This window comes from Chryseobacterium gleum (assembly GCF_900636535.1).
GTDB lineage: Bacteria > Bacteroidota > Bacteroidia > Flavobacteriales > Weeksellaceae > Chryseobacterium > Chryseobacterium gleum.
In genome coordinates, this window is the sequence record NZ_LR134289.1 from 2704390 (window position 1) to 2728793 (window position 24404).

Sequence of the window (24404 nt, forward strand, 5' to 3'; positions counted from 1 at the left end):
CATTAATCAAAATTGAGACAATATATAAAATCCGAAATAATAGAAATAAAATTTCAATTTAAAATTAGAAATATTAATATTTTTCGCACTTATTAAATTAATAACAAATATTATTCCATTTATAATTAACAAATGGAATTAAATACATAATTAAAAATTGGATAATTCTGACGATCGCTTACAGTAAATCAGGACGTTTTTCTCTGGTAATTCTTACAGCCTCATCATGACGCCATTCTTCAATCTTCCCGAAATTTCCGCTTAAGAGGATTTTAGGAACGTCCAGACCTTTATAGCTCTCAGGCCGGGTATAAATTGGCGGTGAAAGAAGGTCATCCTGAAAACTGTCTGTTAAAGCACTTTGTTCATCATTTAAAACTCCGGGAAGCAATCTGATCACCGAATCTGCAAGCACACAGGCAGCAAGTTCTCCTCCGGTAAGCACATAGTCTCCAATGGAAATCTCTTTAGTGATATGGAGATCCCGCACTCTCTGATCTATTCCTTTATAATGTCCGCAGAGAAAGATCAGATTCTCCTTAATGGAAAGCGTATTGGCAATTTTTTGGTTTAAAGTAACGCCATCCGGTGTCAGATAAATTACTTCGTCATAACTTCTTTGAGATTTAAGCTCAGAAATACATTTATCCAATGGCTCAACCATCATGACCATTCCCGCTCCGCCTCCGTAAGGCTCATCATCAATCTGTCTGTGTTTATTGGTAGCCCAGTCTCTCAAATGATGAAAATGTACTTCCACCAGTCCCTTATCCATAGCTCTTTTCAAAATAGAAGTTTTGAAAGGACTTTCCATCAATTCCGGAAGTACGCTTATTATGTCAATTCTCATTGTAATGTTCCGTTTTTCTTAGTCGGTATAATAATTAATCTTAAAGAAGAATCTTTGTTGATATAGCTCCACATCCAGTTAAAGAATATGGCCAGCTTATTTCGAACGCTCAAAATTAGCATTAAATGGAGAAACATCCAGAAATACCACGCCAGAAATCCCTGAAATTTTATAAACGGCAGATCGACAACGGCTCTGTGCTTTCCAATAGTCGCCAGAGAGCCTTTATCATCATACTCATATTCTTTCCATTCCTGCTGATTCTTCTTTAATAAATTTTTACCTAAATTTTTTGCCTGATTAATGGCTACATTCGCTACCTGAGGATGCCCTTGGGGATATTTTGGGGTTTCCATATAGGCAATGTCCCCGATAGCGTAAATGTTATCGTAACCTTTTATTTTGTTATATCGGTCTACAATATATCTGTTCCTTATTAATTTTTCCTCCGGAAAACCTCCTACAACATTTCCTGTAACTCCTGCTGCCCAGATCACATTATTGGATGGAATTTCCTTACCACTTCTGAGATGTACTTTATCACCGTCATAATCTGTTACCACTTCCCCACTCAAAAAAGTTACACCAAGGTCTTTAAGGTATTTTTCAGATTTTTCCTGCGCCTCGCTGCTCATTACTGCAAGCGGCTTTTCTGTAGAGCTTACCAGAATAATCTTCAGATGATCAAAATTCATATAAGGATAATCTCTTGGAAGGATATCTTTTTTCATTTCAGCAAAAGCACCTGCCAATTCTACCCCCGTCGGCCCGCTTCCCACAATAACGATATTCCAGTTACCATCGTCGCTTCGGCTTTTTTCAATAATCAGTTTTTCAAAGGTCATCAGAACATGGTTTCTGATGCTGATGGCTTCCTGGGTATTTTTCATTCCGAAAGCTTTTCCTTCCAGTTCTTTGTTACCGAAAAAATTAGTTTTACAGCCCGTTGCAATGATGAGTTTATCGTAAGTAAATTCTGCTTCGTCGGTAATCACCTTATGGTTAGCAGGATCAATTTCTTTCACCTCTGTCATACGGAACTGTGTGTTTCTGGACTGCTGAAAAATCTTTCTGAAGGGAAAAGAAATGTTGGAAGGTTCTATCCTTCCTGAGGCTACCTGATAAAAAAGCGGCTGAAACATATGGTGGTTCATCCGGTCAAGAACAATGACCTTTTTATTCTTGTTATTCAATGTTTTTGCAAGCTGCAGCCCCGCAAATCCTCCTCCTATAATGATGATTTTTTCGCGTGTTTCCATAATACACAAATTTACTGATTTTATTTAGCATTTAGCAGTGAAAAAAGTTAGTTTTGCAAAACTTTATGACACCGAGAAAGTACACCAAAAAAACTGCCAAACGAGTCCACAAATCCCGACGGAAGAAGTATTTTTTCCGGAGGTGGGTGATATTGGCAATATTAATTATAGCACTGATAGGAACCGGTTTTTATTTAAAACAGACCGTTAGTTATTATTATGCCCTGTACTTTAATAAATTTAAGCATAAAAAACTTCATAACAGTGAAAAGGAAGCGGCAAGAATCCAGAGAATCTTAGCGAGTAACCTTGATAAAACCTATGGCTTTGACGTTTCCCACTATCAGAACAGGGAGGATATCAAATGGGACAGCCTAAGCATTGGAAATAAAACAATTCCACTGGAGTTTGTGGTGATGCGTGCAACCATGGGAAACCGAAGTGCCGACAAGCATTTTGATGAGTTCTGGGAAAGCGCTAAAAAACACGATCTTATCCGTGGAGCTTACCATTTTTACAGAGCGGATGAAGATCCTGTGATCCAGGCCAATAATTTTTTAGAAAATGTAAAACTTGAAAGCGGAGACCTTCCTCCGATTCTTGATATTGAAAAAATCCCGAAACGTAAAACCAACAAAAAGCTGGTTGAAGACCTGAAGGTGTGGTGCAAAATTATAGAAGATGCCTATGGTGAAAAACCTATCATCTACACGTACTATCATTACTATAAAGATTTTCTGAAAGGTGAATTTGACGGCTATCCCTTATGGCTGGCCAATTATAATGATGTTCCCTCCCCTTCTCCAGATGACCAGTGGGACTTCTGGCAATTTACAGAAAACGGAATTGTACACGGCATCAATGCAAAAGTGGATCTCGATATTTACAATGGCAGTTCATGGTCGTTGAAAAGACTGACACTGGATTAGGATGAAAAATGTATGTTGAATCGGCTGATCGGTTTTTCAGCTGCTCAGGTACACCAGCATTAATCATTTTCATTCTGATTATTGCTGTCGTTGTTATCCATTTTCACATCAATATTAATGGCTGGTGCAGCAATGGTCATTTTCTGCCAGTCACCATAAAACTCTCTTATAAATCCTGTTCTGAACAAAGCTGCGCTTATTTTGATCCTGCCGTCAAATGCTTTTAAAAACTGTATACCAATAAAGAATTTTCCCTGCACCCAGATATTACGATCATTCACATCCAGAGTATATGTTCCGTCTTTGATCATATCTTCAGTGAGCTCAACTGTAATTTCTTCGTCAAGAATATTCTTATCCGGAAATCCATTTTTTTCACTATAAATACTATATCTCATCAAGACAGGCTGTGCAGAAACATAACTGGCGATATTCAGATTGATATTTTTAATTTTTGATCTTTTTTTAGCATTGAATTCTAAAGCTGTTTCTCCGAGAAAACTTTTCATATCAAATTCCGGATTTACGGAATAAATAACACTTTTCGTCTTTGTATTAACTCCCCAATTTTTATCAACCAGTTTTTTCGGCTTAATGGTAACCTCTTTAATATTTTTAGTTTTTTCTGTTAAAAATATTTTTTGCTGATGATGTTGTTTAAAACTCTGAACGGTTTCATGATAAAGATCATAGCCAGGCACCTCTATTTTGATGGTCTGCAGGGGATCAACACTGGAAAGATCTATTGAAAAATTTCCTTTTTCATCAGAGATTGTACCGGTTGAACTCTTTTCTATCCCAACTTTCACATAGGGAATCGGCTTATTTTCATTTTTGGCAATAACGGTTCCGGAAATAACCTGTGCTTTAAGGGCAATGACAGGAATAAGAAAAAACAGAGTATGGAATATTTTCATGTTAAAAGTTTGACGCAAACTTATTTATTTTGAACATTCTGAGCTCCCAATACTTTCTTAAATTTATCCTGTCTTTAGTTAAAATTATTTTAAAAATTCCCAGAATTTATATGATTTAATCCTTAGAGTTAAAGGATACTCATAATTTCTTCCCAGGAGTGAACCCTTTTGTAAGTATCATTTTCGATCAACTCATTATGAGGCTGGGTGAAAATTAATCTCTGACCGGAAAAATGATCTAAGTTTTTAGGATAATCATCAATCATGACATCTCCGGAGACTACTTTTTTGCTTCCACAAAGAACAATCTGTTCCCATGTAATGAATGGAAAATGTTCCGCGAGCCAGTCGTATTTTTCTCTTAAGCTGTTGGGAAATTCCATTCCGGCTGACACAATATAAAGTTCATATTTACTGTTCAGATATTCTATTGCTTCACGGCTGCCCTTCATTACCGGTAAAGTTCTGAAAAAACCTACTTCATTAACGTGTTTTTTTCCGTTTGGAAAGGCTTCTATCTCCGGCTTTCCTACTAAATCATTGATATTAACTTCTCTTCCGGTATCTCTTTTTTCAAATTGCACCAGCTGATGATACACATCTGCCATTACCCCATCCATGTCAACAATTACTTTTTTCATTACTTCAATCAGATTTTGTATTATTATTTTTTTAAGAACTATTTACATTGCAGCCAATCAAATTTACTGAATAGTTTTTTCAGTACTTCCCTCAGGTTTATTAAAAAATTATAAATATTGATTTATAAAAGAGGTTGCAGAAAATTTCAGGTACATTTTCGTATTTTTGCGGTTCAATTCCAAATTAAAATCAAACCATTAATTCCCAATGAATTACGTTTCTGCAGAAAATCTTACCAAATCTTATGGCATCAAGGTTTTGTTTAAAAACATTTCTTTTCACATCAATGAAGGAGATAAAATAGCTATTGTTGCCAAAAACGGGAGTGGAAAATCTACGCTTCTGAAAATATTAATGGGTAAAGAAATTGCAGACAGCGGAACTGCGATCATTAATAAAGATATCCAGGTGGTATTATTTGACCAGGAAATCGATTATGATCCTAATCTCAGCATTGAGGAATTTATGATGACTCTTGATTCAGAGCCTATTCTGGCACTTAAGAATTATCATCAGTCACTGCATTCCACAGATAATGATTTTATTGAAAAGGCTTTGGTTGATATGGAAGTTCATAAAGCCTGGGATCTGGAGAATGAAATGAAGCAGATTCTTTCACAGCTTAAAATCACAGATCTTGAGGCGAAAATGGGAACTCTTTCCGGAGGACAGATCAAACGTGTAGCGTTAGCTAAACTCTTAACAGAGACAAGAGCTGAGCACAGGCATACCCTTCTTATCATGGACGAACCTACCAACCACCTTGATGTGGACATGGTAGAATGGCTTGAAAATTACCTGAACAAAGCAAAAATAACCTTATTGCTTGTAACGCACGACCGGTATTTCCTGGACAGCGTCTGTGATATTATCTGGGAAATGGAAGATCAGAATCTTTATGTTCATAACGGCTCGTACGCCACTTATCTTGAGAACAAAATGATTCGGGAAGAAAACCTTAATGCTACGATTGATAAAGCCAACAACCTTTACAGAAAGGAACTGGAATGGATGCGAAGACAGCCCAAAGCCAGAACTACAAAATCAAAAAGCCGAATTGATGCATTCTACGAAACTGAAAAAGTAGCCAAAACTGACACCAGAAAAGACGGGCTGGAACTGGATTTTGAAATGAAACGTTTAGGAAATAAAATTCTTGAACTTAAGCATATTGATAAAAGCTTTGGTCCTAAAGTTCTTTTAAAAGATTTCAGCTATCAGTTTCAACGCGGAGAAAAAGTAGGAATTGTTGGGAAAAATGGTGCCGGAAAATCTACCTTGCTTAATATTATTCAAGGTTATGAAAAAGCTGATAAAGGAGAAATTGAAACAGGAGAGACAATTTCTTTCGGTTATTTTTCACAAAAAGGACTTACCTATAAAGAGGATGAGCGCGTGATTGATTTCATCAAGGAAATTGCTGAGTTTTATCCTTTAGCCAATGGTAAAAGCTTATCTGCTTCACAGTTCCTGAGATTGTTCTTATTTGATGACCAAACTCAATATTCTCCCATTTCAAAGCTTTCAGGAGGTGAAAAAAGAAGACTTCACCTGATGTATATTTTGTATCAGAATCCAAACTTTTTGATTTTTGATGAGCCTACGAATGATCTTGACCTTCCGACATTAACGGTTCTGGAAAACTTCCTTCAGCAGTTTCAGGGATCTTTGATTATTGTTTCCCACGACAGATATTTCATGGACAGAATTGTAGATCATGTTCTGGCATTTGAAGGAAATGGGAAAATCAGGGATTTTGTAGGAAACTTCTCAGAATACCGAGAAGCCAGAAGCCGTGAAGAAGCATTGGAAAAAAATACAGCTACGAAGCCTGAACCTGTTAAAGAACCTGTTTCCACAGTGCAAAGTACAGGACCTTCAAATACAAAACGAAAATTAACTTTCAAAGAACAGAGAGAGCTGGAAACCATTGAAAAAGAAATGCCTGAACTGGAAGAACAGCGTGCTAAAATTCTGGATAAACTCAACAATGAAGCAGATTATGAGAAGATAGCCAAACTTTCTTCAGAGCTGGAAACCGTTTCAGAAAAACTGGAGAACCATGAAATGAGATGGCTGGAGCTACAGGAGCTACTTTAATAATTATTATGAATTATGAATGAGTCGGAGCGTTTGAGTGTTTTAGGGTTTGAGTGTAAATGAGTTGAAAATTTCTAATCATAACTATGATCAACCTGAACCTTTAAACCTTGAACCTGAAATTTTGAATTCATTCATAATTCATAACGCATCATTTATAATTTGATTATTCTTTCTTCTTTTGCACTTTCCAAAGAAGCATCAATGATTTTCATATTCTGAATAACTTCTTTTCCGGGAGATGGTAAGGCATACCCGAAGACAATATGTTCATAGATCTTCTGATAGTAATCCATATAATTTCCGGCTTCACTTGAGGTAAGAATTCTTTCTGTTTCAGAATCACCATTCAGGTAGTTTAAAATTCCATCCGGAGCATTCAAAGGCTGTGTCCATTCTTTTCCATATTCAGGAACAGCACCTGCTACCAGTTCATTTTCCTGGTTATCGGTTCTTTCCTGCAGGAAAGTTCCTCTATCTCCATGAACAGTGTAAGCATAGTGACCCTCTTTACTGAAAACCGAAGATTTCAGTCTTATTCTGAGATCATTTTTATAGAATAAAAGAATCTCAAAATAATCATTTGCAAATTCTTTTCCTTTCATAGAAAATACATCTGCAAACAATTTTTCAGGATATCCAAAATACTGTACAGCCTGATCTACAAGATGTGCTCCAAGATCATGAAGCGATCCAGCTCCCAGCTGATCAGGACTTTCTTTATGCTGCTTTCCGCTGGGAGTGGTACGGAATCTGTCAAAGCGGATCTCAACCTCTTTGATATTTCCCAATTTCCCTTCTTCCAACACTTTTTGAACCTGTAAAAAATCACGGTCAAATCTTCTGTTTTGATATACGCTCAGGAACAATCCTTTTTCTTCAGCCAGCTTTACCAGTTCTTCCGCTTCAGAAACATTTACCGTAAAAGGTTTTTCCACGATAATGTTTTTGCCCGCTTCCAATGCTTTTTTGGCATACTCATAATGAGTCTGAACGGGAGTATTGATGATCACCAGTTCTATATCTGCCTGCTGAAGCATCTCTTCTACGGAACGGTAAATTGTTGCTTCCGGATACTTTTCCTTCGACTCTTCCTTACTTCTTTCTACCACCGCAGAAATAAAAAATCCCGGATGCTCCTTTAAAAACGGTGCATGGAAAACTTTTCCACTCATTCCAAAGGCACAAAGCCCTGCTTTTACCAATTGCATATTATAATTTTTAACAAATATCATAAAAACTCTTCAATATTATCAAAAGCTTGTGACAAAGTCAAAGTTGAAATTCTACATTTTCGACCATTTCTCTTTCAAATACATATTAAAATGCGTACAAATACCCATTTTATCCTATTTTACAACAAGGGTGTTTAAACGTAAAAACCTAAATTTCAAAACATTAATAAAAAATGTTTAACTGATAAAATACGCCAAAATAGGAATTTTTAAAATACCATCCCAAAAACCCTTTATTTAAAGGAAAATTTGATAAATGTTGAAAACTTTTTAAAAAAAATCACAAACGTTTTATTAACTTTGAGATACAAATAAACTCGAGCGCTAACTCGAGTTTATTTTGAAATTCCAAAATGGAAAATATTAATTCGTTTCTGGAACTTATAGTAGTTCTTATTCAACTTTTCAAGGAGATCAAACCTTTAATAAAGAAGAAGCAATAAGATCTGTTCTAGTAAAAGCCTCCTACTTTAGGAGGTTTTTTTAATTAATTTGTTGTTTTGTTGAGACAACAAATTGATATAACAAATTTATAAAATTTTGTTACATAACAAAATTTTTATATCATCATTTAATGTTTCTGCATTATCTACAATATTTAAGACCGCTTAAAACATCTCAACCATAGTTAACAATAATCTTTGGGATCTATAGAAAAAGTTACCTCGCTATTTACATAAAACTCAAAGATATGCTTTTCCTTTCTTAAGATATAATCTATCTTACTATTTTTTAGCTATCCAAAAAACTATTATACTGCTTCTTTGCTTTCAAAAGTATAGAAATAATCCATCTCATTAACTCATTAAATATGATTTAAATCATAAAATTATTTTTATCTATTCTAAACAAATACTTACATTTGCGCCTTATTTAAAACTGTTCTACATAAAAATAAAATGAAAAGACAATTACTTTCTTTAGGTCTTCTATTTATCGCTGTTTCGGCAAGTTCACAGTTGAAAAACGCTGAAGCAGACACTATCAGAACTCAAACTATTGAGGATATCAATCTTCATAAAACCGGAAATCCTAACCAGGCAAGGACATTATCGACAAAGTCAAATCTGACGGTAATGGAAAATCCTCAGCCGATTGCTATTGTTACCCATGAAATCATTGAGCAACAGCAGGCAAAACAGTTGAGTGATGTTCTTCAGAATGTAAACGGATTGTATATCACGTCATCCAGAGGAAATTCTCAAGACAGCTTTGGTGGCCGTGGTTTCATTCTAGGAAATGATAATATTTTTAAAAATGGTTCAAGAGTAAACAGTGGTGTTTTCCCTGAGGTAAGCGGCCTGGAAAGAGTAGAAGTTTTAAAGGGAGCAAATGCCATGCTTTTTGGTAATACTGCAGCTGGTGGTGTTATCAATATGATTACAAAAAAACCTAAATTCAATTTTGGTGGAAGCATGGGATTAAATGGTGGAAGCTGGAATTCTTATAAGCCAACAGTTGATATTTATGGTCCTTTATCTAAAAATATTGCTTTCAGAGTAAACGGAGCCTATGAATATGCGGAAAGCTTCAGGGATGTTGTAGAATCGGAAAAATATTACTTCAATCCATCATTCCTTTTCAATTTAAGTTCAAAATCACAATTGATCGTTGAAGCGGATTATCTTAAAAATAATTTCACTCCTGATTTTGGTCTTGGATCCATCACTAATCCTGATGGAAGTTATAGAATAAACGACATTCTTCCTAAAAATGCTTTCTTAGGTGCTGACTGGCAATATCAAAATGTGGAACAAGTTTCTACCAACATAACTTTTAATCACCAGTTTACAGACAGATGGTCATTAAATGCCGTTGCTTCTTATCAGAACTACACCAAGGACTATTATTCTACTGAAAGAGTACAGTGGGGATATGAAAAGGATACAAATCGTCTTTTCTGGCAAAGACCTTTAAATAAAACATTTAATGAACAAAACTATACTTCATTACAAGTTAATATTAATGGAGAGTTCAATACTGGAAAAATCAATCACAAGGTTTTAATTGGTACTGATGGAGATTATGGTGTTCAAAATAATTATACTTACACCAATCCGACTGTTTATGGAACTAATGGTAACACCGCTGCCATAAATAACAACCTTTATTTAGATGATCCATCAAGTTGGGCCAGCGGAAAAATACCTGACGCTTCCCTAAAAGACAGAACAAGAATTCCCACTCAAAGATTTGGTATTTATATTCAGGACTTCATAAGCCTTACCAAGCAGTTAAAAGTAATCGCTGGTTTAAGATGGTCTTATTTAGAAACAATGACCAATACTAAAAATACATTTTCAAACGACCTTGGAGATGTTGATCAAAAAAATACAGCTATATCAGACAGAGCATTTTCACCAAAAGCCGGTTTAGTATATATGCCAAATGATAACCTTTCCGTATTTGCAACTTACACCAATTCTTTTGCTCAAAATACAGGAAAAGATATTTATGAGCAAGCATTAAAGCCTACTACCATCGATCAATATGAGGCAGGTGTAAAAAAGAATTTCTGGAATAATGCTTTAGCTGTAAACCTAACAGTATATCAGATTATTTATAATAATTACTATCAGACCGCACCTCAATTGGCAAACGGGCAAGCGAATTCAGACTCATTCTATAAAGAATTTGCAGGAAAAATGAGAAGCCGCGGTATTGAGTTGGATATCACTGGAAATCCAACAGAAAACTTATCAATTATCGGAGGATTCTCTTATAATAACTCTGTGTATCTTGATACACCAGATGGTTTTGGATATGTTGAAAATCAGAGATTAGTCAGGACACCAGCCACAACAGCCAATGCATCTGTATTTTATAAATTCACTCGTTTTGCAAAAGGACTGAAAGTAGGTGCAGGTGCTTACTTCATCGGTGATAGGTTAGCTGGATGGAATGACACAAAAAATGGCTCTACAGGGTTGGGTGCAAGAAATGGAATCAGTAGATCATTTGCATTAAAAGATTACACTACAGTAATGGTATCTGTAGGCTACGAGTGGAAAAAATTCTCTATCCAGGGGAAAGTTGGGAACCTGTTTGATGTCGTGAATTACAATGTTCACGAAAATTACTCAGTGAATCCGATCACTCCAAGAAACTACTATTTTACATTGACATACAAACTCTAGAGTTTATATAATTCTTTCATGAAAGTGGAAATTGCATTGTTGCAGTTTCCACTTTTGAAATTTTAAAATAAAAACAAAACAAGATATGGATAAGATTAAAGACACAAGAAGTTTTATGAGAGTTACACACCGCTATCTGGGGTATTTCCTTGCTGGAATTATGGCGGTATACTCAATAAGCGGAATCCTTCTGGTATACAGAGATACTGATTTCCTTAAGAGCGAAAAGAAATATGAAAAAAACATCGCTGCCAATCTTTCTGAAAAAGAACTGAAAAAGGAACTTAAGATGAAAGGCCTTGAGGTTGAAAAAACAGAAGGAAGTATCCTTTATTTTAAACAAGGAACTTATGACAGTGCAACCGGAAAAGCGAAGTACACCAAAAAAGAATTACCATTCGTATTAGACAAAATGGTTTCTCTCCACAAATCTCAATCTAAAGATGCCATATCGCCCCTGAGTGTATTCTTCGGAGTTTCACTTTTCTTTTTCGTGATCTCAAGTTTCTGGATGTTTAATCCCAAAACAAAGGCTTTCAAACGCGGAATCAGGTTTACCATTGCCGGACTCATTATTTCTATCATTCTTCTATTTATTTAAGAAACTATACGTTTATGCAATTAATGATCTGCCACCTATTCTTACCATTTTCATTTTAAAAACCTTATTTCATTATCTTTATCATTATCATATCTTCAACTAATATGTTAAAAAGATAAAATATATCTCACTGACAATCTTAACGTTTATTTAGAAAAATTACGTAAAATTAAGAGTATGGCACATTTATTGTTTTTTCTATAATTCGTGAATAATAAACATTTAATTATTAAAATAATAAATTATGAAAAGACTTATTTTAACAGGGATATTAGCCGTAGCAGGTTTAACAGCAACTGCAAACGCTCAGATTCAGAAAGGTAATTGGATGGTAGGGGGTAACCTTGCAGGTGCCAACTTCGGTTTAAACAAAGGAGGAGGCTATGATTTTAATATTCAACCGAAAGGAGCTTATTTTATTGAGGATAACATTGCATTGGGAGGATATGTGGATTTAGGTTTCAAAGGGGCTAAAGATGCACCAACTACTTTCACATATAACGTAGGTGCTTTAGGACGTTACTATCTTAACCCGGGAGAGCAGGGAGTAAACAATTTGCTTCACCACGGAAGATGGTTCTTCGAAGGTAACGTTGGTATTGGTGGAACGTCTATTTCAAAAGGAGGTTCTTCTTCTAACGGTCTTAACTTCGGATTCGGACCTGGTTATTCTTACTTCATCACTCCAAACATTGGATTGGAAGGTTTAGTAAAATATGATGCAAACGCAGGTTTCGGAAGCGGTGGATATACTAACAAAATTACTTTTGGTTTAGGTTTCCAGATTTATCTTCCAACATCTAAAGCTAAGCAGATCATCAACGACGTTAAGTAATCACTGAAATACTTATAAAAAAATGAAAGCGCCCCGGAAATTTTATTTCTGGGGCGCTTTTCGTACAAATTAAAACTAAACTATAAAAAATCAAATAAATCATGTATTAGGTTGTGGTGTGTAACGTAAATACGGTTTTATTTCCGTTACACCTTTGGGGAATATTTTCCGTGCTTCTTCTGTTGAGATAGTGGGAGGAATAATAACATCCTCTCCATTTTCCCAGTTTACAGGTGTTGCCACCCGATAATTATCTACCAATTGTAAAGAATCCAGCACTCTAAGGATTTCTTCAAAATTTCTTCCTGTAGAGGCCGGATAGGTAATAATCAGTCTCACTTTTTTGGAAGGGTCAATAATCAGAAGCGAGCGTACAGTAGCTGTAGCCGAAGCATTAGGATGGATAAAATCATACAGCTCCGAAACTTTTCTGTCTTTGTCTGCAATAATAGGAAACTGCACATGCGTATTCTGAGTTTCATTAATATCTTTTACCCAATTCTGATGATCTTCTACCCCATCTACACTCAGAGCAATCACCTTCGTATTTCTGGCATCAAATTCAGACTTCAGCTTTGCTGTATATCCCAGTTCTGTAGTGCATACCGGCGTATAATCTGCAGGGTGCGAAAATAGAATTCCCCAGGAATCTCCCAGATAGTTATAAAAATTAATATCACCTACTGATGATTCTGCCTGAAAGTTGGGGGCTGTATCTCCTAATTTGATTGACATAATATTCCGTTTTTATAGTCTACAAATTTAGTAGACTTTTTGGAACTGGCAAATTTTTTGATGAAAATTTATATATTTAACTAAAATTTTACTCATGGAGAAAACCGGACTCAGGTATGTAGATGTTGTGTATAAAGTATTGGAAAATTGGTATGTGACCTTTGCCGAGCTAACCCCAAAACTGATTGTCGGAATTCTGGTATTTACCTTTTTCCTTATCAGCAGTAAATATTTAAGCAAAGGAGCAGTAAAATTATTTCATAAATTTTTCCCGAAAAGCCAGAAAGAGAGTTCATTGGTTACACTGATCAGTATTTTCAGATTTCTGATTATGCTGATGGGTACTTTTATTTCTCTTGAAATTATGGGCTTCAGTAGCTTCTTATGGAAATTTATAGGAAGTTTGGGAGTAGCCGGGGTTATTGCCGGGGTTGCACTAAAAGATCTTGTTTCAAGTATTTTCTCAGGAATGCTGATAGGAATTGATAAAGCATTTAAAGTAGGAGATTATATTACCATCGGAACCCATTCCGGAACGGTTCAGGAAATCGGTTTTCTAACTACGAAAATTCTTACCGATGACGGGAAGAAAGCTTATATTCCCAACCAGGTTGTTTTCAATGCTCCGTTTTACAATATTACAGCTTCTCCACAGCGCAGGATTATTTTAAATTTTGAGATTCCTGCAGACGAAGATATCAGTAAAGCACAAAAAGGAATTTTGGATGTGATAAAAAACCTTGACAATGTAGATAAGTTGGATACTGCAGAAGTTATTTTCACCGATCTGAAGCAGGGTTCATTCAACCTTCAGGTTAAATTCTGGATCAAGGTTGGAGCCAATCTTGCACAGGTGAGAAGTAAAGCTTACTTAAATATTAAAGAACGTTTTGATACAGACAAAATTCAGCTGGTAACGCCAACCAGTATCAGTATTACAAGTGGAGAAACCAATTTTCCCGAAAACCATCAGGATAAGTAACAAAACAATTAAAAATAAAACACCTTAAAAACCGGGTGTTTTTTTATGAGGATTACCAAGAAAACCTAACAGGTTTTTGAAACCTGTTAGGTTTAAGCCGTATCAAATGAAACAATATTTGTAGGTAATACCGCAAGAATTTATATAAAAAAAAAAATTGCGTACTTGTGGCAAAGAATTATCAACCAATCATCGTACTTTTAACAAATTATTTTGTACTGTGATTGTGAACTACTGCGCTATCTTTTTTAGGAATTTTAGCAATTGTATCATTGTCTATAACAGCCTTCCCCATAACATAATCTTTGTTGGTAACTGTAGAATCTTCTTCTATTACATCTACAAATCCTGTTGTCATACAAACCTCTTCTTTAGGTTTTGAACAGCCTGTTAAAAATAAAACTAAAGAAAATAGTGTGAGTACTATTTTATTATTCTGAAAATAAGAGGGGATGTACCTAAAGAAGCTTTCCTTCATTTTTCAGACTGATCAGGCATTTTCAACTGATGATTATAAAATCTTCCGCAGATCTGTTTTTCTTTCTTCTCCGTTATAATTTGCAGAATCTCTTTAGGTTCTTTTTGAGTAAAATCAATAACACATTTATTACAGGCAGAGCAAAACCTGCCTTTTTCGTGTGGAGACATCGATTCCCAATCTTCAGAACATGGTTCCGGAATATATAAGTTTTTCATGAATATTGTTTCTCATACATTAAAAAACCGTTCCAAAATTGGAACGGTTTTCTATTTTATTTAAAAATTTCAGCTTATGCTAAAACTTCTTTTACTTTATTTGCAGCTTCTTCTAAAGTAATTGCAGAGTGAACCGGAAGACCAGACTCGTCAATTAATTTTTTAGCTTCTACAGCGTTAGTTCCCTGTAATCTTACGATCAATGGAACCGGAAGGCTTCCCATAGCTTTGTAAGCGTCTACAACCCCTTGAGCAACTCTGTCACATCTTACAATACCTCCGAAGATGTTGATCAAAATAGCTTTTACGTTCGGATCTCTCAAGATGATTCCGAAAGCAGTCTGTACTCTCTGAGCATCTGCAGTACCTCCAACGTCAAGGAAGTTAGCTGGGTTACCACCTGATAATTTGATGATATCCATAGTTGCCATAGCAAGACCAGCTCCGTTTACCATACAAGCAACGTTACCGTCTAATTTAACGAAGTTAAGACCAGCTTCACCAGCTTCTACATCCATTGGATCTTCTTCTCTTGTATCTCTTAATTCAGCTAAGTCTTTGTGACGGAATAATGAGTTGTCATCTAAAGTTACTTTAGCATCTACAGCGATAATTTTGTTATCAGAAGTTTTCAACACCGGGTTGATTTCGAAAAGAGAAGCATCAATACCTGTGTAAGCATTGTAAAGTGAACCGATGAATTTTACGAATTCTTTGAAAGCATTTCCTTCAAGACCTAAGTTGAAAGCAATTTTTCTAGCCTGAAACCCTTGAAGACCTAAAGCAGGATCAATGATTTCTTTGTGGATCAGGTGAGGAGTTACTTCAGCAACGTGCTCAATATCCATACCTCCTTCAGTAGAATATACGATGGTATTTTTTCCTTCAGCTCTGTCTAAAAGAATAGAAACATAAAATTCTTTAGTTTCTGTTTCACCTGGATAATATACATCCTCTGCAATCAAAACAGAATTTACTTTTTTACCTTCAGCAGAAGTTTGTGGAGTTACCAGCTGCATTCCGATGATGTTCTGAGCGTTTTCTTTAAGTTTATCCATGTTTGGAGAGAACTTTACACCACCACCTTTACCACGACCACCTGCGTGGATCTGAGCTTTTACTACCCACCCTTGAGCGCCAGTTTCAGCAGTTAGTTTTTCTGCAGCAGCTACAGCTTCGTCTACGTTGTTTGCAACGAAACCACGTTGGATAGCCACTCCGTACTTTGATAAAATCTCTTTTGATTGATACTCGTGAAGATTCATATTATTTTTATTATTTTATTTAAAAATTTAAAGGTTGACAAATTTACTAAAAAGACACGGAAGTTCAAGTTTATTGACTTAAAATTTAAAGACTGGCTGACTTGATTTTTAACATATCCTTCCTTTTTCTCTTATTCTTCCGCTAATTTCTCAGACAGAAGAGTTTGAATGGTCGTATGAACTGTCTTTTTTTTCTCAATCTTAAATTCTGTTTTTAACAAAATATAAGATCAGCATTCCCCAGCTTAAGATCATCATCAGACCTCCAAGCGGAGTAATAGGTCCCAAGAATTTAAGATTCATTCCCAGATAATCCTGCATGCTCAGAAAATAAATGCTTACAGAGAATAAAAATGTTCCTGCAATCATCAGAATGGAGGTCCATTTTTCAGCTGAAGTCTCAAATTTTAAAATATACCCGATGATCAGCAGGAAAAAAGCGGCATACATCTGATATCTTACTCCTGTTTCAAAACTTTCCAGCCTTTCCACAGCCAATATTTTCTTTAAAGCATGTGCTCCGAATGCACCCAGGATCACAGATACCATACCGTAAACTGCGCCAAATACTAATGTGATTGTTTTCATTTTATAACTCTTCTAATTCTAAGGTTAAATATTTTTTTGTTTTATAATCCTGCCAGGTTCCGATGATTTTCTTTCCCTGCAAATCAGCCTCTACTAATGCTTTGAAAACCCATTGATGGGCTTCTTCGCTGTAATAATCGTTTTCTATGATAGAGATATGATTGCCTTTTATCTTCCCATTCCACTCAATCAGCTTTTTATTTTTATCATACCAGTATTTTGCAGAAAAAGAGCCGTCATCATATACCTGATCGATCAAAACGGTGATGGAATACTTTCCGTCAATCTTACCATGATACAGTTTATTATTAAGACTGGTTATCTCTGTTTTTTCAGAACCGGAAATTAAATTTTTTGCATAAGAACTCCAGTATTTTTCCAATTCTTTGTAAGTGAATTCTATCTCATGGCTGCCGAGTTCATCCAGTGCTCTCATAGCATGATTGGAACATCTTCCAGCTACAAAAGTCAGTTTATCTTTTCCAAAGAAGTATTTGACACTTCCCAAAGTATGCTCTGTAAAGCAATCTTCGTAAAGTGCAATCTGATCTTCAGTTTCTTCTTCAGGATTTTTTTCAGCTTTCAGTTTGACAAGAAAATCAGAAATTCTTTTTTTTACTCGTTTCTGAATGATCCCATCTACAATTTTTACTGAACCGGGTTGAAATAAATCTGCAGCATTAATAAAGTTTCCTGTTCTCAAGTCAAAGTTCTTCCAGTCCGCAAATTCTTCCGGATATGCTCCCGAAGCTTCACCATGAATACCTATCGTTAAAATATTTTGAGGAGTTTCCAATTTCTCCCAATCATAGAAATAAAGGTAGTTGGAGTAAGAATTGGTAGCTGTAGAAGCCAGTTTAAAAGGGTTTCCACCAGAACCCGGCACATATTCAAGTTCATCAACCTGAAGAAATGTATTGATCTTATTAGCAGCCGTTTGATTTTCCGGATAAGTAACTACAGGAAACACATAGTTTTCAGATTTTGGCTGCAGATCATTGATCTTTAAACTTTTCTGCTGCGAAAAACTTAAACCGGAAATCAATAAGAAAAATACAATGCTCTTTTTCACTATTTTGATTTTATATACATTAAAATAAACTTGGCAACCAGTGTAGAAATTCCCAGGATGATAAACATATTGGCAAATCTCTTGGAACTCCTGAAACCTTCGTTATTTGTTTTCTTCAGAAAAAAACCAAAGAGAAGGAATATAATAGGCAAAATGATCTGTAACATTAGTTTCCTCTCATTCTGTTAAACTCGTTGATCACCTCATGATGGCTTACTGTCTTGTCTTTAAAATACGTCACAAAGTGCTGTTTTTCCTCTTCGGTAGCCCCCAATTGGTTCAGAATATTCAATAAATGCATCTTCATATGTCCTTTCTGGATTCCTGTGGTTACCAGAGAACGTAATGCACCGAAGTTCTGTGCAAGCCCCGAAACTGCCAGAATGCTCATCAATTCCTGTGCAGAAGGTTTTCCAAGAAGTGCTAAGGAAAATTTTACCAGCGGGTGAAGATTTGTAAGCCCTCCTACTACTCCAACAGAAATTGGTAAATCGATCCAGAATCTGAATACTCCGTTATCTGTTGTACAGTGAGTCAGGGATCTGTATTGTCCGTCTCTTGCAGCATAGGTATGCGCACAGGCTTCCGTTGCCCTGAAATCATTTCCTGTAGCAATCACAACTGCATCTACTCCGTTCATGATTCCTTTATTGTGAGTCGTGGCACGGTAAGGTTCAATTTCCGCAATGGTCACAGCCTGCTTGAATTTTGAAGCAAATTCTTCAGGAGAAATTCCGCTGTCATCTTTTAAATCTTCCATTTTACATGAAACCTCAGCTCTCACGATACAGTCAGGCGTGAAATTGGAAAGAATATTCATCACAATCTGCAGTGAATTCTTTTCTTCCTGAGTAAAATCTTCACTGGTAGCTACTTCCTGTCTCAATGTTTTCCCGAACTGCTCAAGACATGAGTTGATAAAGTTAGCCCCCATTGAATCTACCGTATCAAAGCTTGCTTTCAGCTGGTAATAGTTGGGCATTTCTGCTGTTTTATCCACCAGACTGATATTTAAAATACCACCGCCGCGTTTTCTCATATTGGCAGTGATATCTTCAGTGGCTTCAAATAGTTTTTTCTTTAAACTGAAATTAAAAAAGTGTAACAGTTTATGAGGTTCTACATTAAAAATAAAATGGGTATGCCCCAGTTTTTCAGTATTGATAATGGTTGTTTTAAAACCACCTTTATCGATCCAGAATTTCGCTGCTTTGGAAGCAGCCGCTACTACTGAACTTTCTTCAACAGCCATTGGTAGTGCCAACAGTTTTCCATCGATTAAAAAGTTCGGAGCTATTCCGTAAGGCATATAGAAATTGGAGATGGTATTTTCAGAAAATTCCTCGTGAAGTTTCTGAAGATCTGCATCATCATTCCAGTATTGTTGTAATATATTTTGATATTCCTGGTTACCTTCAAGATATTCGTTTACGAGCCAGTCGATTTTCCCCTGCTTTGGAAGCTTGGAAAAACCTTCGATTGGTTTATGATTCATGATATAAACTTTAATGAGCCGTAAATATAATGATTTTGAGGCTCTTTTTTGTTGATAACTTCTATGAAAAAAGGTTGACTTTTATCAATTTTGGAACTAAATTTGAACAATATTAAAAATTACATTGATACAAATAATATCAAATCACTAAAAGAATGAATTTTGACCGCCTTAAAGAAAAGCTCGAAATCCTTGCTGATGCAGCGAAATATGACGTTTCCTGCTCATCAAGCGGAGGCACGAGAAAGAATAAAAAAGGGGCTTTGGGCGACAGTTCTGCAAGTGGGATTTGCCACACCTATACGGAAGACGGAAGATGTGTTTCCCTGCTTAAAATTCTGTTGACCAACCATTGCATCTACGATTGTGCTTACTGTGTTTCCAGAAGTTCGAATGATATCAAAAGAGCTGCTTTTACCGTAGAAGAAGTAGTAGATCTTACCATCAATTTTTACCGCAGGAATTATATTGAAGGTTTATTTCTGAGCTCAGGAATTTTTAAGAATGCAGATACAACGATGGAGCGTCTTGTAAGAGTGGCTAAAAAGCTTCGTCTGGAAGAAAATTTCAACGGTTATATTCATCTGAAATCTATTCCGGGAGCAAGTGATGATCTGATGCAGGAAGCGGCGTTGTATGCTGACCGTTTATCTGTTAATATTGAAATTCCTACGGAAAGCGGATTGAAATTATTGGCGCCTGAAAAGAACAGACAGGATATGATCAGCCCGATGCGGTATATTCAGAAAGGTATCATTCAATATAAAGATGAAAAGAAAATCCTTAAAAAAGTTCCGAAGTTTGCTCCTGCAGGACAGTCTACCCAAATGATTGTGGGAGCAACCAATGAAAATGATCTGCAGATCATTAAGGTAGCGGACCACTTTTATAAAAATTTTAATCTGAAAAGAGTGTATTATTCCGGGTATGTTCCGGTGCTGGAAGATCAAAGGCTGCCCTCTTTAACCACAGAAGTACCTATGCTTCGCGAAAACAGGCTTTATCAGTCGGACTGGCTGATGAGATTTTATGGTTTTAAAGCGGAAGAAATTTTAGATCCGAATGTTCCTTTTCTCGATCTGGAAATGGACCCGAAATTAAGCTGGGCATTGCGAAACTTAGATCAGTTCCCGGTGAATCTTCAAACTGCCGAATACCGGACGATTTTAAGGGTTCCGGGAATTGGCGTAAAAACAGCTCAGAAAATTATAAGTGCCAGACGTTTCCAGATTTTAACGATGGATCATTTGAAAAAACTGGGAGCGGCTGTCAACCGTGCAAAATATTTTATTGATTTTACTGCGGGAAATGCTTACCTGAAATACTTAACGGACAAAAACTTGAGAAAGCTGCTGATTGGTGGAAGCTCTTCCAAATTCCATAACCAGTTTTCGCAACAGCTGACTTTGTTTTAATGATCTGTTTAAATGTTTATTTTTTGAAACATTAAGATTCTATTAAGGTGCTGAGAGTATTAAGATGAGCTTCGCTTTAAGCTTAAAAATCAGAATGATTTATCTTAACTTTACTTTATTTCTTAAATCATTCTTAATGGTTTTAATATTTTTGAACAGTTTCAATAAACACAAATGACACTAATGTTTTTCACAAATGATCACAAATTTCTTATTATAAAAATGTAACAGCATTATTGTCATTCTGACGAAGGAAGAATCTCTTCAATAAACCGGATTCTTCATTTTATTTCATTTAGAATGACAGGCACAAATAAATTTTAAACTCAACACATGACAACCTTACTCTACGATGGAAGTTTTGACGGTCTTTTCACAGCAGTATTTGAAGTTTTTGAATACCGTTATAAAGATGTAGAGATCGTAAGCAGAGAAAATTTTCATCAGGAGAATATTTTTGCAGAAATTCATAAAGTCATTACGCAGCCGGAGAAATCCGAAAGAGTTCTCAATAAACTGGAGCAAAACATTGGAAAGCCCGGAATTCATCAACTCTTAAAAGTATTTTTATCTGAAGATCCCGAGCTGGAAAATTTAATTTTGTCAGCTGTAAAACAGTCCATCAAGCATCCCGGACAAAATATTCTTGAAAACTTTGCCGATTCTGATATCTTAAAAATTTCAAAGATCTGCAAATCTGTGGACCGGGAAAGACATAGAATGACAGCCTTTGTACGTTTTGAAAAAATGCAGGATGGTGTTTTTTTCTCCAAAATCGATCCTGATTTCAATGTTCTTCCTTTGATCAGAAAACATTTTCATAACCGCTACCAGAACCAAAAATGGATGATCTATGACCTTCGGAGAAACTACGGCCTTCTATATGACCTTAACGATTCTGAATTTTTCTACCCTGATGAAAAAATTGATTTAAATCATTATCAGCAAAAATTCCATGATGAAGAAAAAAATTACCAGGTACTCTGGCAGCGATATTTTACCAAAACCAATATTGTTGAACGAAAAAATATGAAACTCCATATTCAGCACGTCCCGAAAAGATATTGGAAATACCTAACTGAAAAATGGTAATTAAAATTCCATATTGTGGATAACTTTTTATTTTGGCCAAAAAAGACAACATTTCAAGCGTTTTTACAAGCTAATTATTTAACCTGTTAATTTATTGACAGATAGAATCCACATTAATAGAAAACTCATATTGTGGATAACTTTTTTACAGTTAACATACCGTTAACATTGAAAATAATTTCAACCTTGCTTTTGTGTAAAGAATGAGTTAATAAAGCCACTCCCAAAGAAAAAGGGAGATAAAAAATGTATGTAAATGTCTATAAATCTGCAATCTATAAAACGCAACAGCACTTTCACATGTCAATTTTGTGGATAACTCTTATTTTTTTATCGTTCTTAAAGCCTTTTTAACGATATACTGCGTTTCTTTTGTCGGACTTTCCCTGAGCCATTCGTCACAGATTTCCACTACAAATTCGGGTTGTGATTTACTGGCATCATTCAGCCAGTTGCCGACACTGTTCTGTACATATCTGGATAAATCTGATCGTAAAGGTTCCAGAATTTCCAGTCCAAGTCCCGGATTTTGTTTTAAAGCATCAATATGCTCACACCAAACACCCCTTGGTCTTGTGGATTCACTGGCAAAACGTCTCACGTTCTCATTATCATGTGTTGTCCACATTGATAAAATGGCTAAGCTTTCCTCAAGATTTCTGGCGATATCCAGACGTACTGTCATCCAGCAGATTTCCCTTACTCCAAAATGAGAGTCGGAAGCAAATGACTGAATTTTATCTAATTTTTCTTTCAGTTTTAAATCATTATTTCTTCCAATGGTATATGCTGCCCAGCAACGTACAAGGTCTGCAGGATGAGTTGAGAGCTTCAGCAGAAATTCATCATCTTTATTTTTTACTGCAAGAGTAAGCAAACCAATTCCTATCGTTTCATTAATCGAATTGACGGTTTGTTTTTTCAGCCGGTTTATATTTTCTAAAACTGGCATCAGATATTCTTTACGATCATTCTGCAAAAGCAGATTTTCCAGCAACAATTTTTGATCTACCGCCAGCCATTCCGTAAGATTGGCAGTTTCAATTTCTCCTCTGTTCAACTGTTCCAAAATATCCGGTGGAATATCTTTGATAGAGCGGGCACCTTTCCTTTTTTCTGTCATGCTGTTTTAATGATTATCTTTACAAAAGTCTTAAACTAGGCGGACAAAAACAATACCGCACATTTTTCACCCATAGGGATAAAAAAGTCAATTTTATGGAAACAAAGGGAAGAGCTGAAGAAAATAAAATTTGTCCATTGGAAGTCGCCGTCAATACCATCAGTGGAAAATGGAAAATTCCTATTGTCTGGCAGATTAATGAAGGGAAAAAACGCCCCAGTGAATTTCTACGTGGGATTGCTAAAGTAGACCGCAGAGTTTTAAATCAACAGCTGACTGAAATGGTAGATGATGGCATTTTAACAAAACAATCCTTTAATGAACTTCCTCCAAGGGTTGAATATACTTTGACAGAACTTGGTGAAAAACTTGTGGAAATCCTTTGGCAATTGAATGATTGGGGAAAGTTGCTGATTCCGGAAAAAGAAGAAGTATAACAGGTTTAATGTGATTTCAAAATCTTTATTGGAGACACATAAAAAAAGGGGATATTTGTGTTAACTAAGAACGCATGAAAAAAGTTATTACAGGAATTACAGTTATTTTCATTTGCACTGGTTGCACAAAAGAAAAATTCTCAGACCGTTTACTGCCCGAACCGGATAAGAATGAGCATTTAATTGCAGTAAATGCTTTAAAAATCAATAAGAATAAAAATACCATTCGTCAAAGATTTTCTGCTCCTGATGGTTATGAATGGGTTAAAGAAAAACCTGGTTCTTTCGGATACTTTATTGAAAATTTTAAACTGAAGCCTTATGGGAGCCAGATTGTAAAATATGATGGAACTCCAATTTCTACCCAGCATCTGCATGAAGCTGTTTTCGACATTGATACAGGAAATAAAGATCTTCAGCAATGCGCGGATGCTGTTATCCGCATGAGAGCCGAATATCTTTATAAAGCAAAAAAATTTGACGAAATTAAATTTCATTTTACAAGTGGCGACCTTTTAAGCTGGAATGATTATAAAAACGGAATGAGAGCTTTTGTCAGTGGAAATTCAGTCAGCTTCAGAAAAGTTGCAGCTCCTGATGATTCTTATCAAAGCTTCAGAAATTACCTGGATCTGATTTTCAATTATGCAGGAACAATTTCATTACATAAAGAGACAAAACCGGTAACAAAAAATTCTGATCTTAAAACGGGAGATATTCTGATTACACCAGGCAGTCCGGGGCATATTGCTTTTATATCAGGAGTCTGCAAGAATCAGAAAGGAAAAAGATTGTACTTATTAAGTGAAGGTTTCACGCCTGCACAATCCGTTCATGTGATTTCAAATCCTTTTAACCCGTATTTTACGCCCTGGTATGATCTTGACATCCATGCTGCTGAAACAAAAACGGCAAGATATTTTTTTAAACCTACAAACTTCAGAAGCTTTTAATAATTTATATTCAAAACTATTGGAAAGTTACTACGATAATCTGAAC

The 24404-nt window shown here is 35.7% G+C and carries 23 protein-coding genes; 10 read left to right on the top strand and 13 right to left on the bottom strand.

Going from position 1 to position 24404, the window contains the following annotated elements; translation table 11 throughout:
* Positions 1-178: 178 nt before the first annotated feature.
* Both trmD and EL165_RS12375 read right to left on the bottom strand, forming a co-directional pair.
* Positions 179-850 (bottom strand): tRNA (guanosine(37)-N1)-methyltransferase TrmD, encoded by a 672-nt coding sequence (gene trmD, locus EL165_RS12370; protein ID WP_002976654.1) that lies wholly within the window; start codon positions 848-850, stop codon positions 179-181.
* A complete protein-coding gene (locus EL165_RS12375) occupies positions 847-2109 on the bottom strand; it encodes an NAD(P)/FAD-dependent oxidoreductase (RefSeq protein WP_002976652.1) in 1263 nt (420 codons plus the stop codon). The genes trmD and EL165_RS12375 overlap by 4 nt, the downstream gene beginning before the upstream one ends.
* Before the next feature lie 65 nt (positions 2110-2174).
* Here EL165_RS12375 and EL165_RS12380 point away from each other — a divergent pair, with 65 nt between their 5' ends.
* Positions 2175-3038 (top strand): glycoside hydrolase family 25 protein, encoded by an 864-nt coding sequence (locus EL165_RS12380; RefSeq protein WP_002976650.1) that lies wholly within the window; start codon positions 2175-2177, stop codon positions 3036-3038.
* 59 nt (positions 3039-3097) lie between these two features.
* Here the strand turns inward: EL165_RS12380 and EL165_RS12385 are convergent, their stop codons facing one another.
* Together EL165_RS12385 and EL165_RS12390 are read right to left on the bottom strand one after the other, a co-directional pair.
* Entirely contained in the window at positions 3098-3955 is an 858-nt protein-coding gene (locus EL165_RS12385) for a carboxypeptidase-like regulatory domain-containing protein (RefSeq protein ID WP_002976649.1), read from the bottom strand.
* A 128-nt stretch (positions 3956-4083) separates the two neighbouring features.
* Positions 4084-4596: a 5' nucleotidase, NT5C type gene (locus EL165_RS12390; protein WP_002976647.1), complete on the bottom strand. Its 513-nt coding sequence runs from the start codon at positions 4594-4596 to the stop codon at positions 4084-4086.
* A 208-nt stretch (positions 4597-4804) separates the two neighbouring features.
* Between EL165_RS12390 and EL165_RS12395 the strand changes: the two genes are divergently transcribed.
* Positions 4805-6697, top strand: a complete 1893-nt coding sequence (locus tag EL165_RS12395; protein WP_002976644.1) for an ABC-F family ATP-binding cassette domain-containing protein — start codon at positions 4805-4807, stop codon at positions 6695-6697.
* Positions 6698-6852: 155 nt separating this feature from the next.
* Here the strand turns inward: EL165_RS12395 and EL165_RS12400 are convergent, their stop codons facing one another.
* On the bottom strand, positions 6853-7908 hold the full coding sequence (locus EL165_RS12400; RefSeq protein WP_041461598.1) for a Gfo/Idh/MocA family oxidoreductase: 1056 nt from the start codon (positions 7906-7908) through the stop codon (positions 6853-6855).
* A 923-nt stretch (positions 7909-8831) separates the two neighbouring features.
* Between EL165_RS12400 and EL165_RS12405 the strand changes: the two genes are divergently transcribed.
* The 3 genes from EL165_RS12405 (at position 8832) to EL165_RS12415 (ending at position 12505) form a co-directional block, all read left to right on the top strand.
* On the top strand, positions 8832-11069 hold the full coding sequence (locus tag EL165_RS12405; RefSeq protein ID WP_002976641.1) for a TonB-dependent siderophore receptor: 2238 nt from the start codon (positions 8832-8834) through the stop codon (positions 11067-11069).
* Positions 11070-11154: 85 nt separating this feature from the next.
* Positions 11155-11670: a membrane protein gene (locus EL165_RS12410; protein ID WP_002976639.1), complete on the top strand. Its 516-nt coding sequence runs from the start codon at positions 11155-11157 to the stop codon at positions 11668-11670.
* Positions 11671-11914: 244 nt separating this feature from the next.
* A complete protein-coding gene (locus tag EL165_RS12415; RefSeq protein ID WP_002976637.1) occupies positions 11915-12505 on the top strand; it encodes an outer membrane beta-barrel protein in 591 nt (196 codons plus the stop codon).
* Between the two features lie 99 nt (positions 12506-12604).
* Here the strand turns inward: EL165_RS12415 and EL165_RS12420 are convergent, their stop codons facing one another.
* Positions 12605-13240, bottom strand: coding sequence for a peroxiredoxin (locus EL165_RS12420; RefSeq protein WP_002976635.1), 636 nt, complete (start codon positions 13238-13240; stop codon positions 12605-12607).
* A gap of 94 nt (positions 13241-13334) precedes the next feature.
* Between EL165_RS12420 and EL165_RS12425 the strand changes: the two genes are divergently transcribed.
* A complete protein-coding gene (locus tag EL165_RS12425) occupies positions 13335-14222 on the top strand; it encodes a mechanosensitive ion channel family protein (protein WP_002976634.1) in 888 nt (295 codons plus the stop codon).
* 208 nt (positions 14223-14430) lie between these two features.
* Here EL165_RS12425 and EL165_RS12430 read toward each other — a convergent pair whose 3' ends face one another.
* The 6 genes from EL165_RS12430 to EL165_RS12455 form a co-directional block, all read right to left on the bottom strand.
* Positions 14431-14700, bottom strand: a complete 270-nt coding sequence (locus tag EL165_RS12430; RefSeq protein ID WP_002976630.1) for a hypothetical protein — start codon at positions 14698-14700, stop codon at positions 14431-14433.
* The gene (locus tag EL165_RS12435; RefSeq protein ID WP_002976628.1) at positions 14697-14918 is read right to left on the bottom strand and encodes a hypothetical protein; all 222 of its coding nucleotides are present in this window, start codon (positions 14916-14918) and stop codon (positions 14697-14699) included. Before EL165_RS12435 ends, EL165_RS12430 begins: the two co-directional genes overlap by 4 nt.
* Positions 14919-14992: 74 nt before the next feature.
* Positions 14993-16183 (bottom strand): ADP-forming succinate--CoA ligase subunit beta, encoded by a 1191-nt coding sequence (sucC, locus tag EL165_RS12440; RefSeq protein WP_002976626.1) that lies wholly within the window; start codon positions 16181-16183, stop codon positions 14993-14995.
* Between the two features lie 201 nt (positions 16184-16384).
* On the bottom strand, positions 16385-16771 hold the full coding sequence (locus tag EL165_RS12445; protein ID WP_002976622.1) for a DUF423 domain-containing protein: 387 nt from the start codon (positions 16769-16771) through the stop codon (positions 16385-16387).
* Position 16772: 1 nt separating this feature from the next.
* Positions 16773-17843 (bottom strand): hypothetical protein, encoded by a 1071-nt coding sequence (locus EL165_RS12450; RefSeq protein ID WP_002976621.1) that lies wholly within the window; start codon positions 17841-17843, stop codon positions 16773-16775.
* Positions 17844-18009: 166 nt separating this feature from the next.
* On the bottom strand, positions 18010-19338 hold the full coding sequence (locus tag EL165_RS12455) for a hydroxymethylglutaryl-CoA reductase, degradative (RefSeq protein ID WP_002976617.1): 1329 nt from the start codon (positions 19336-19338) through the stop codon (positions 18010-18012).
* 155 nt (positions 19339-19493) lie between these two features.
* Here EL165_RS12455 and EL165_RS12460 point away from each other — a divergent pair, with 155 nt between their 5' ends.
* Both EL165_RS12460 and EL165_RS12465 read left to right on the top strand, forming a co-directional pair.
* Entirely contained in the window at positions 19494-20753 is a 1260-nt protein-coding gene (locus tag EL165_RS12460) for a putative DNA modification/repair radical SAM protein (RefSeq protein ID WP_002976615.1), read from the top strand.
* A 333-nt stretch (positions 20754-21086) separates the two neighbouring features.
* Complete coding sequence (locus tag EL165_RS12465) at positions 21087-21845, top strand: TIGR03915 family putative DNA repair protein (RefSeq protein WP_002976613.1); 759 nt, start codon at positions 21087-21089, stop codon at positions 21843-21845.
* Between the two features lie 322 nt (positions 21846-22167).
* Here the strand turns inward: EL165_RS12465 and EL165_RS12470 are convergent, their stop codons facing one another.
* On the bottom strand, positions 22168-22968 hold the full coding sequence (locus EL165_RS12470; RefSeq protein WP_002976611.1) for a DNA alkylation repair protein: 801 nt from the start codon (positions 22966-22968) through the stop codon (positions 22168-22170).
* A 95-nt stretch (positions 22969-23063) separates the two neighbouring features.
* Here EL165_RS12470 and EL165_RS12475 point away from each other — a divergent pair, with 95 nt between their 5' ends.
* Complete coding sequence (locus EL165_RS12475) at positions 23064-23405, top strand: winged helix-turn-helix transcriptional regulator (protein WP_002976609.1); 342 nt, start codon at positions 23064-23066, stop codon at positions 23403-23405.
* 74 nt (positions 23406-23479) lie between these two features.
* Positions 23480-24358: a DUF4846 domain-containing protein gene (locus tag EL165_RS12480; protein WP_002976607.1), complete on the top strand. Its 879-nt coding sequence runs from the start codon at positions 23480-23482 to the stop codon at positions 24356-24358.
* Positions 24359-24404: the final 46 nt, after the last annotated feature.

What these genes read in the sequence shown, in the direction of transcription:
- trmD (WP_002976654.1), bottom strand. Translation starts at nt 850, where the DNA reads ATGAGAATTGACATAATAAGCGTACTTCCGGAATTGATGGAAAGTCCT.
- EL165_RS12375 (WP_002976652.1), bottom strand. Translation starts at nt 2,109, where the DNA reads ATGGAAACACGCGAAAAAATCATCATTATAGGAGGAGGATTTGCGGGG.
- EL165_RS12380 (WP_002976650.1), top strand. Translation starts at nt 2,175, where the DNA reads ATGACACCGAGAAAGTACACCAAAAAAACTGCCAAACGAGTCCACAAA.
- EL165_RS12385 (WP_002976649.1), bottom strand. Translation starts at nt 3,955, where the DNA reads ATGAAAATATTCCATACTCTGTTTTTTCTTATTCCTGTCATTGCCCTT.
- EL165_RS12390 (WP_002976647.1), bottom strand. Translation starts at nt 4,596, where the DNA reads ATGAAAAAAGTAATTGTTGACATGGATGGGGTAATGGCAGATGTGTAT.
- EL165_RS12395 (WP_002976644.1), top strand. Translation starts at nt 4,805, where the DNA reads ATGAATTACGTTTCTGCAGAAAATCTTACCAAATCTTATGGCATCAAG.
- EL165_RS12400 (WP_041461598.1), bottom strand. Translation starts at nt 7,908, where the DNA reads ATGCAATTGGTAAAAGCAGGGCTTTGTGCCTTTGGAATGAGTGGAAAA.
- EL165_RS12405 (WP_002976641.1), top strand. Translation starts at nt 8,832, where the DNA reads ATGAAAAGACAATTACTTTCTTTAGGTCTTCTATTTATCGCTGTTTCG.
- EL165_RS12410 (WP_002976639.1), top strand. Translation starts at nt 11,155, where the DNA reads ATGGATAAGATTAAAGACACAAGAAGTTTTATGAGAGTTACACACCGC.
- EL165_RS12415 (WP_002976637.1), top strand. Translation starts at nt 11,915, where the DNA reads ATGAAAAGACTTATTTTAACAGGGATATTAGCCGTAGCAGGTTTAACA.
- EL165_RS12420 (WP_002976635.1), bottom strand. Translation starts at nt 13,240, where the DNA reads ATGTCAATCAAATTAGGAGATACAGCCCCCAACTTTCAGGCAGAATCA.
- EL165_RS12425 (WP_002976634.1), top strand. Translation starts at nt 13,335, where the DNA reads ATGGAGAAAACCGGACTCAGGTATGTAGATGTTGTGTATAAAGTATTG.
- EL165_RS12430 (WP_002976630.1), bottom strand. Translation starts at nt 14,700, where the DNA reads ATGAAGGAAAGCTTCTTTAGGTACATCCCCTCTTATTTTCAGAATAAT.
- EL165_RS12435 (WP_002976628.1), bottom strand. Translation starts at nt 14,918, where the DNA reads ATGAAAAACTTATATATTCCGGAACCATGTTCTGAAGATTGGGAATCG.
- sucC (WP_002976626.1), bottom strand. Translation starts at nt 16,183, where the DNA reads ATGAATCTTCACGAGTATCAATCAAAAGAGATTTTATCAAAGTACGGA.
- EL165_RS12445 (WP_002976622.1), bottom strand. Translation starts at nt 16,771, where the DNA reads ATGAAAACAATCACATTAGTATTTGGCGCAGTTTACGGTATGGTATCT.
- EL165_RS12455 (WP_002976617.1), bottom strand. Translation starts at nt 19,338, where the DNA reads ATGAATCATAAACCAATCGAAGGTTTTTCCAAGCTTCCAAAGCAGGGG.
- EL165_RS12460 (WP_002976615.1), top strand. Translation starts at nt 19,494, where the DNA reads ATGAATTTTGACCGCCTTAAAGAAAAGCTCGAAATCCTTGCTGATGCA.
- EL165_RS12465 (WP_002976613.1), top strand. Translation starts at nt 21,087, where the DNA reads ATGACAACCTTACTCTACGATGGAAGTTTTGACGGTCTTTTCACAGCA.
- EL165_RS12470 (WP_002976611.1), bottom strand. Translation starts at nt 22,968, where the DNA reads ATGACAGAAAAAAGGAAAGGTGCCCGCTCTATCAAAGATATTCCACCG.
- EL165_RS12475 (WP_002976609.1), top strand. Translation starts at nt 23,064, where the DNA reads ATGGAAACAAAGGGAAGAGCTGAAGAAAATAAAATTTGTCCATTGGAA.
- EL165_RS12480 (WP_002976607.1), top strand. Translation starts at nt 23,480, where the DNA reads ATGAAAAAAGTTATTACAGGAATTACAGTTATTTTCATTTGCACTGGT.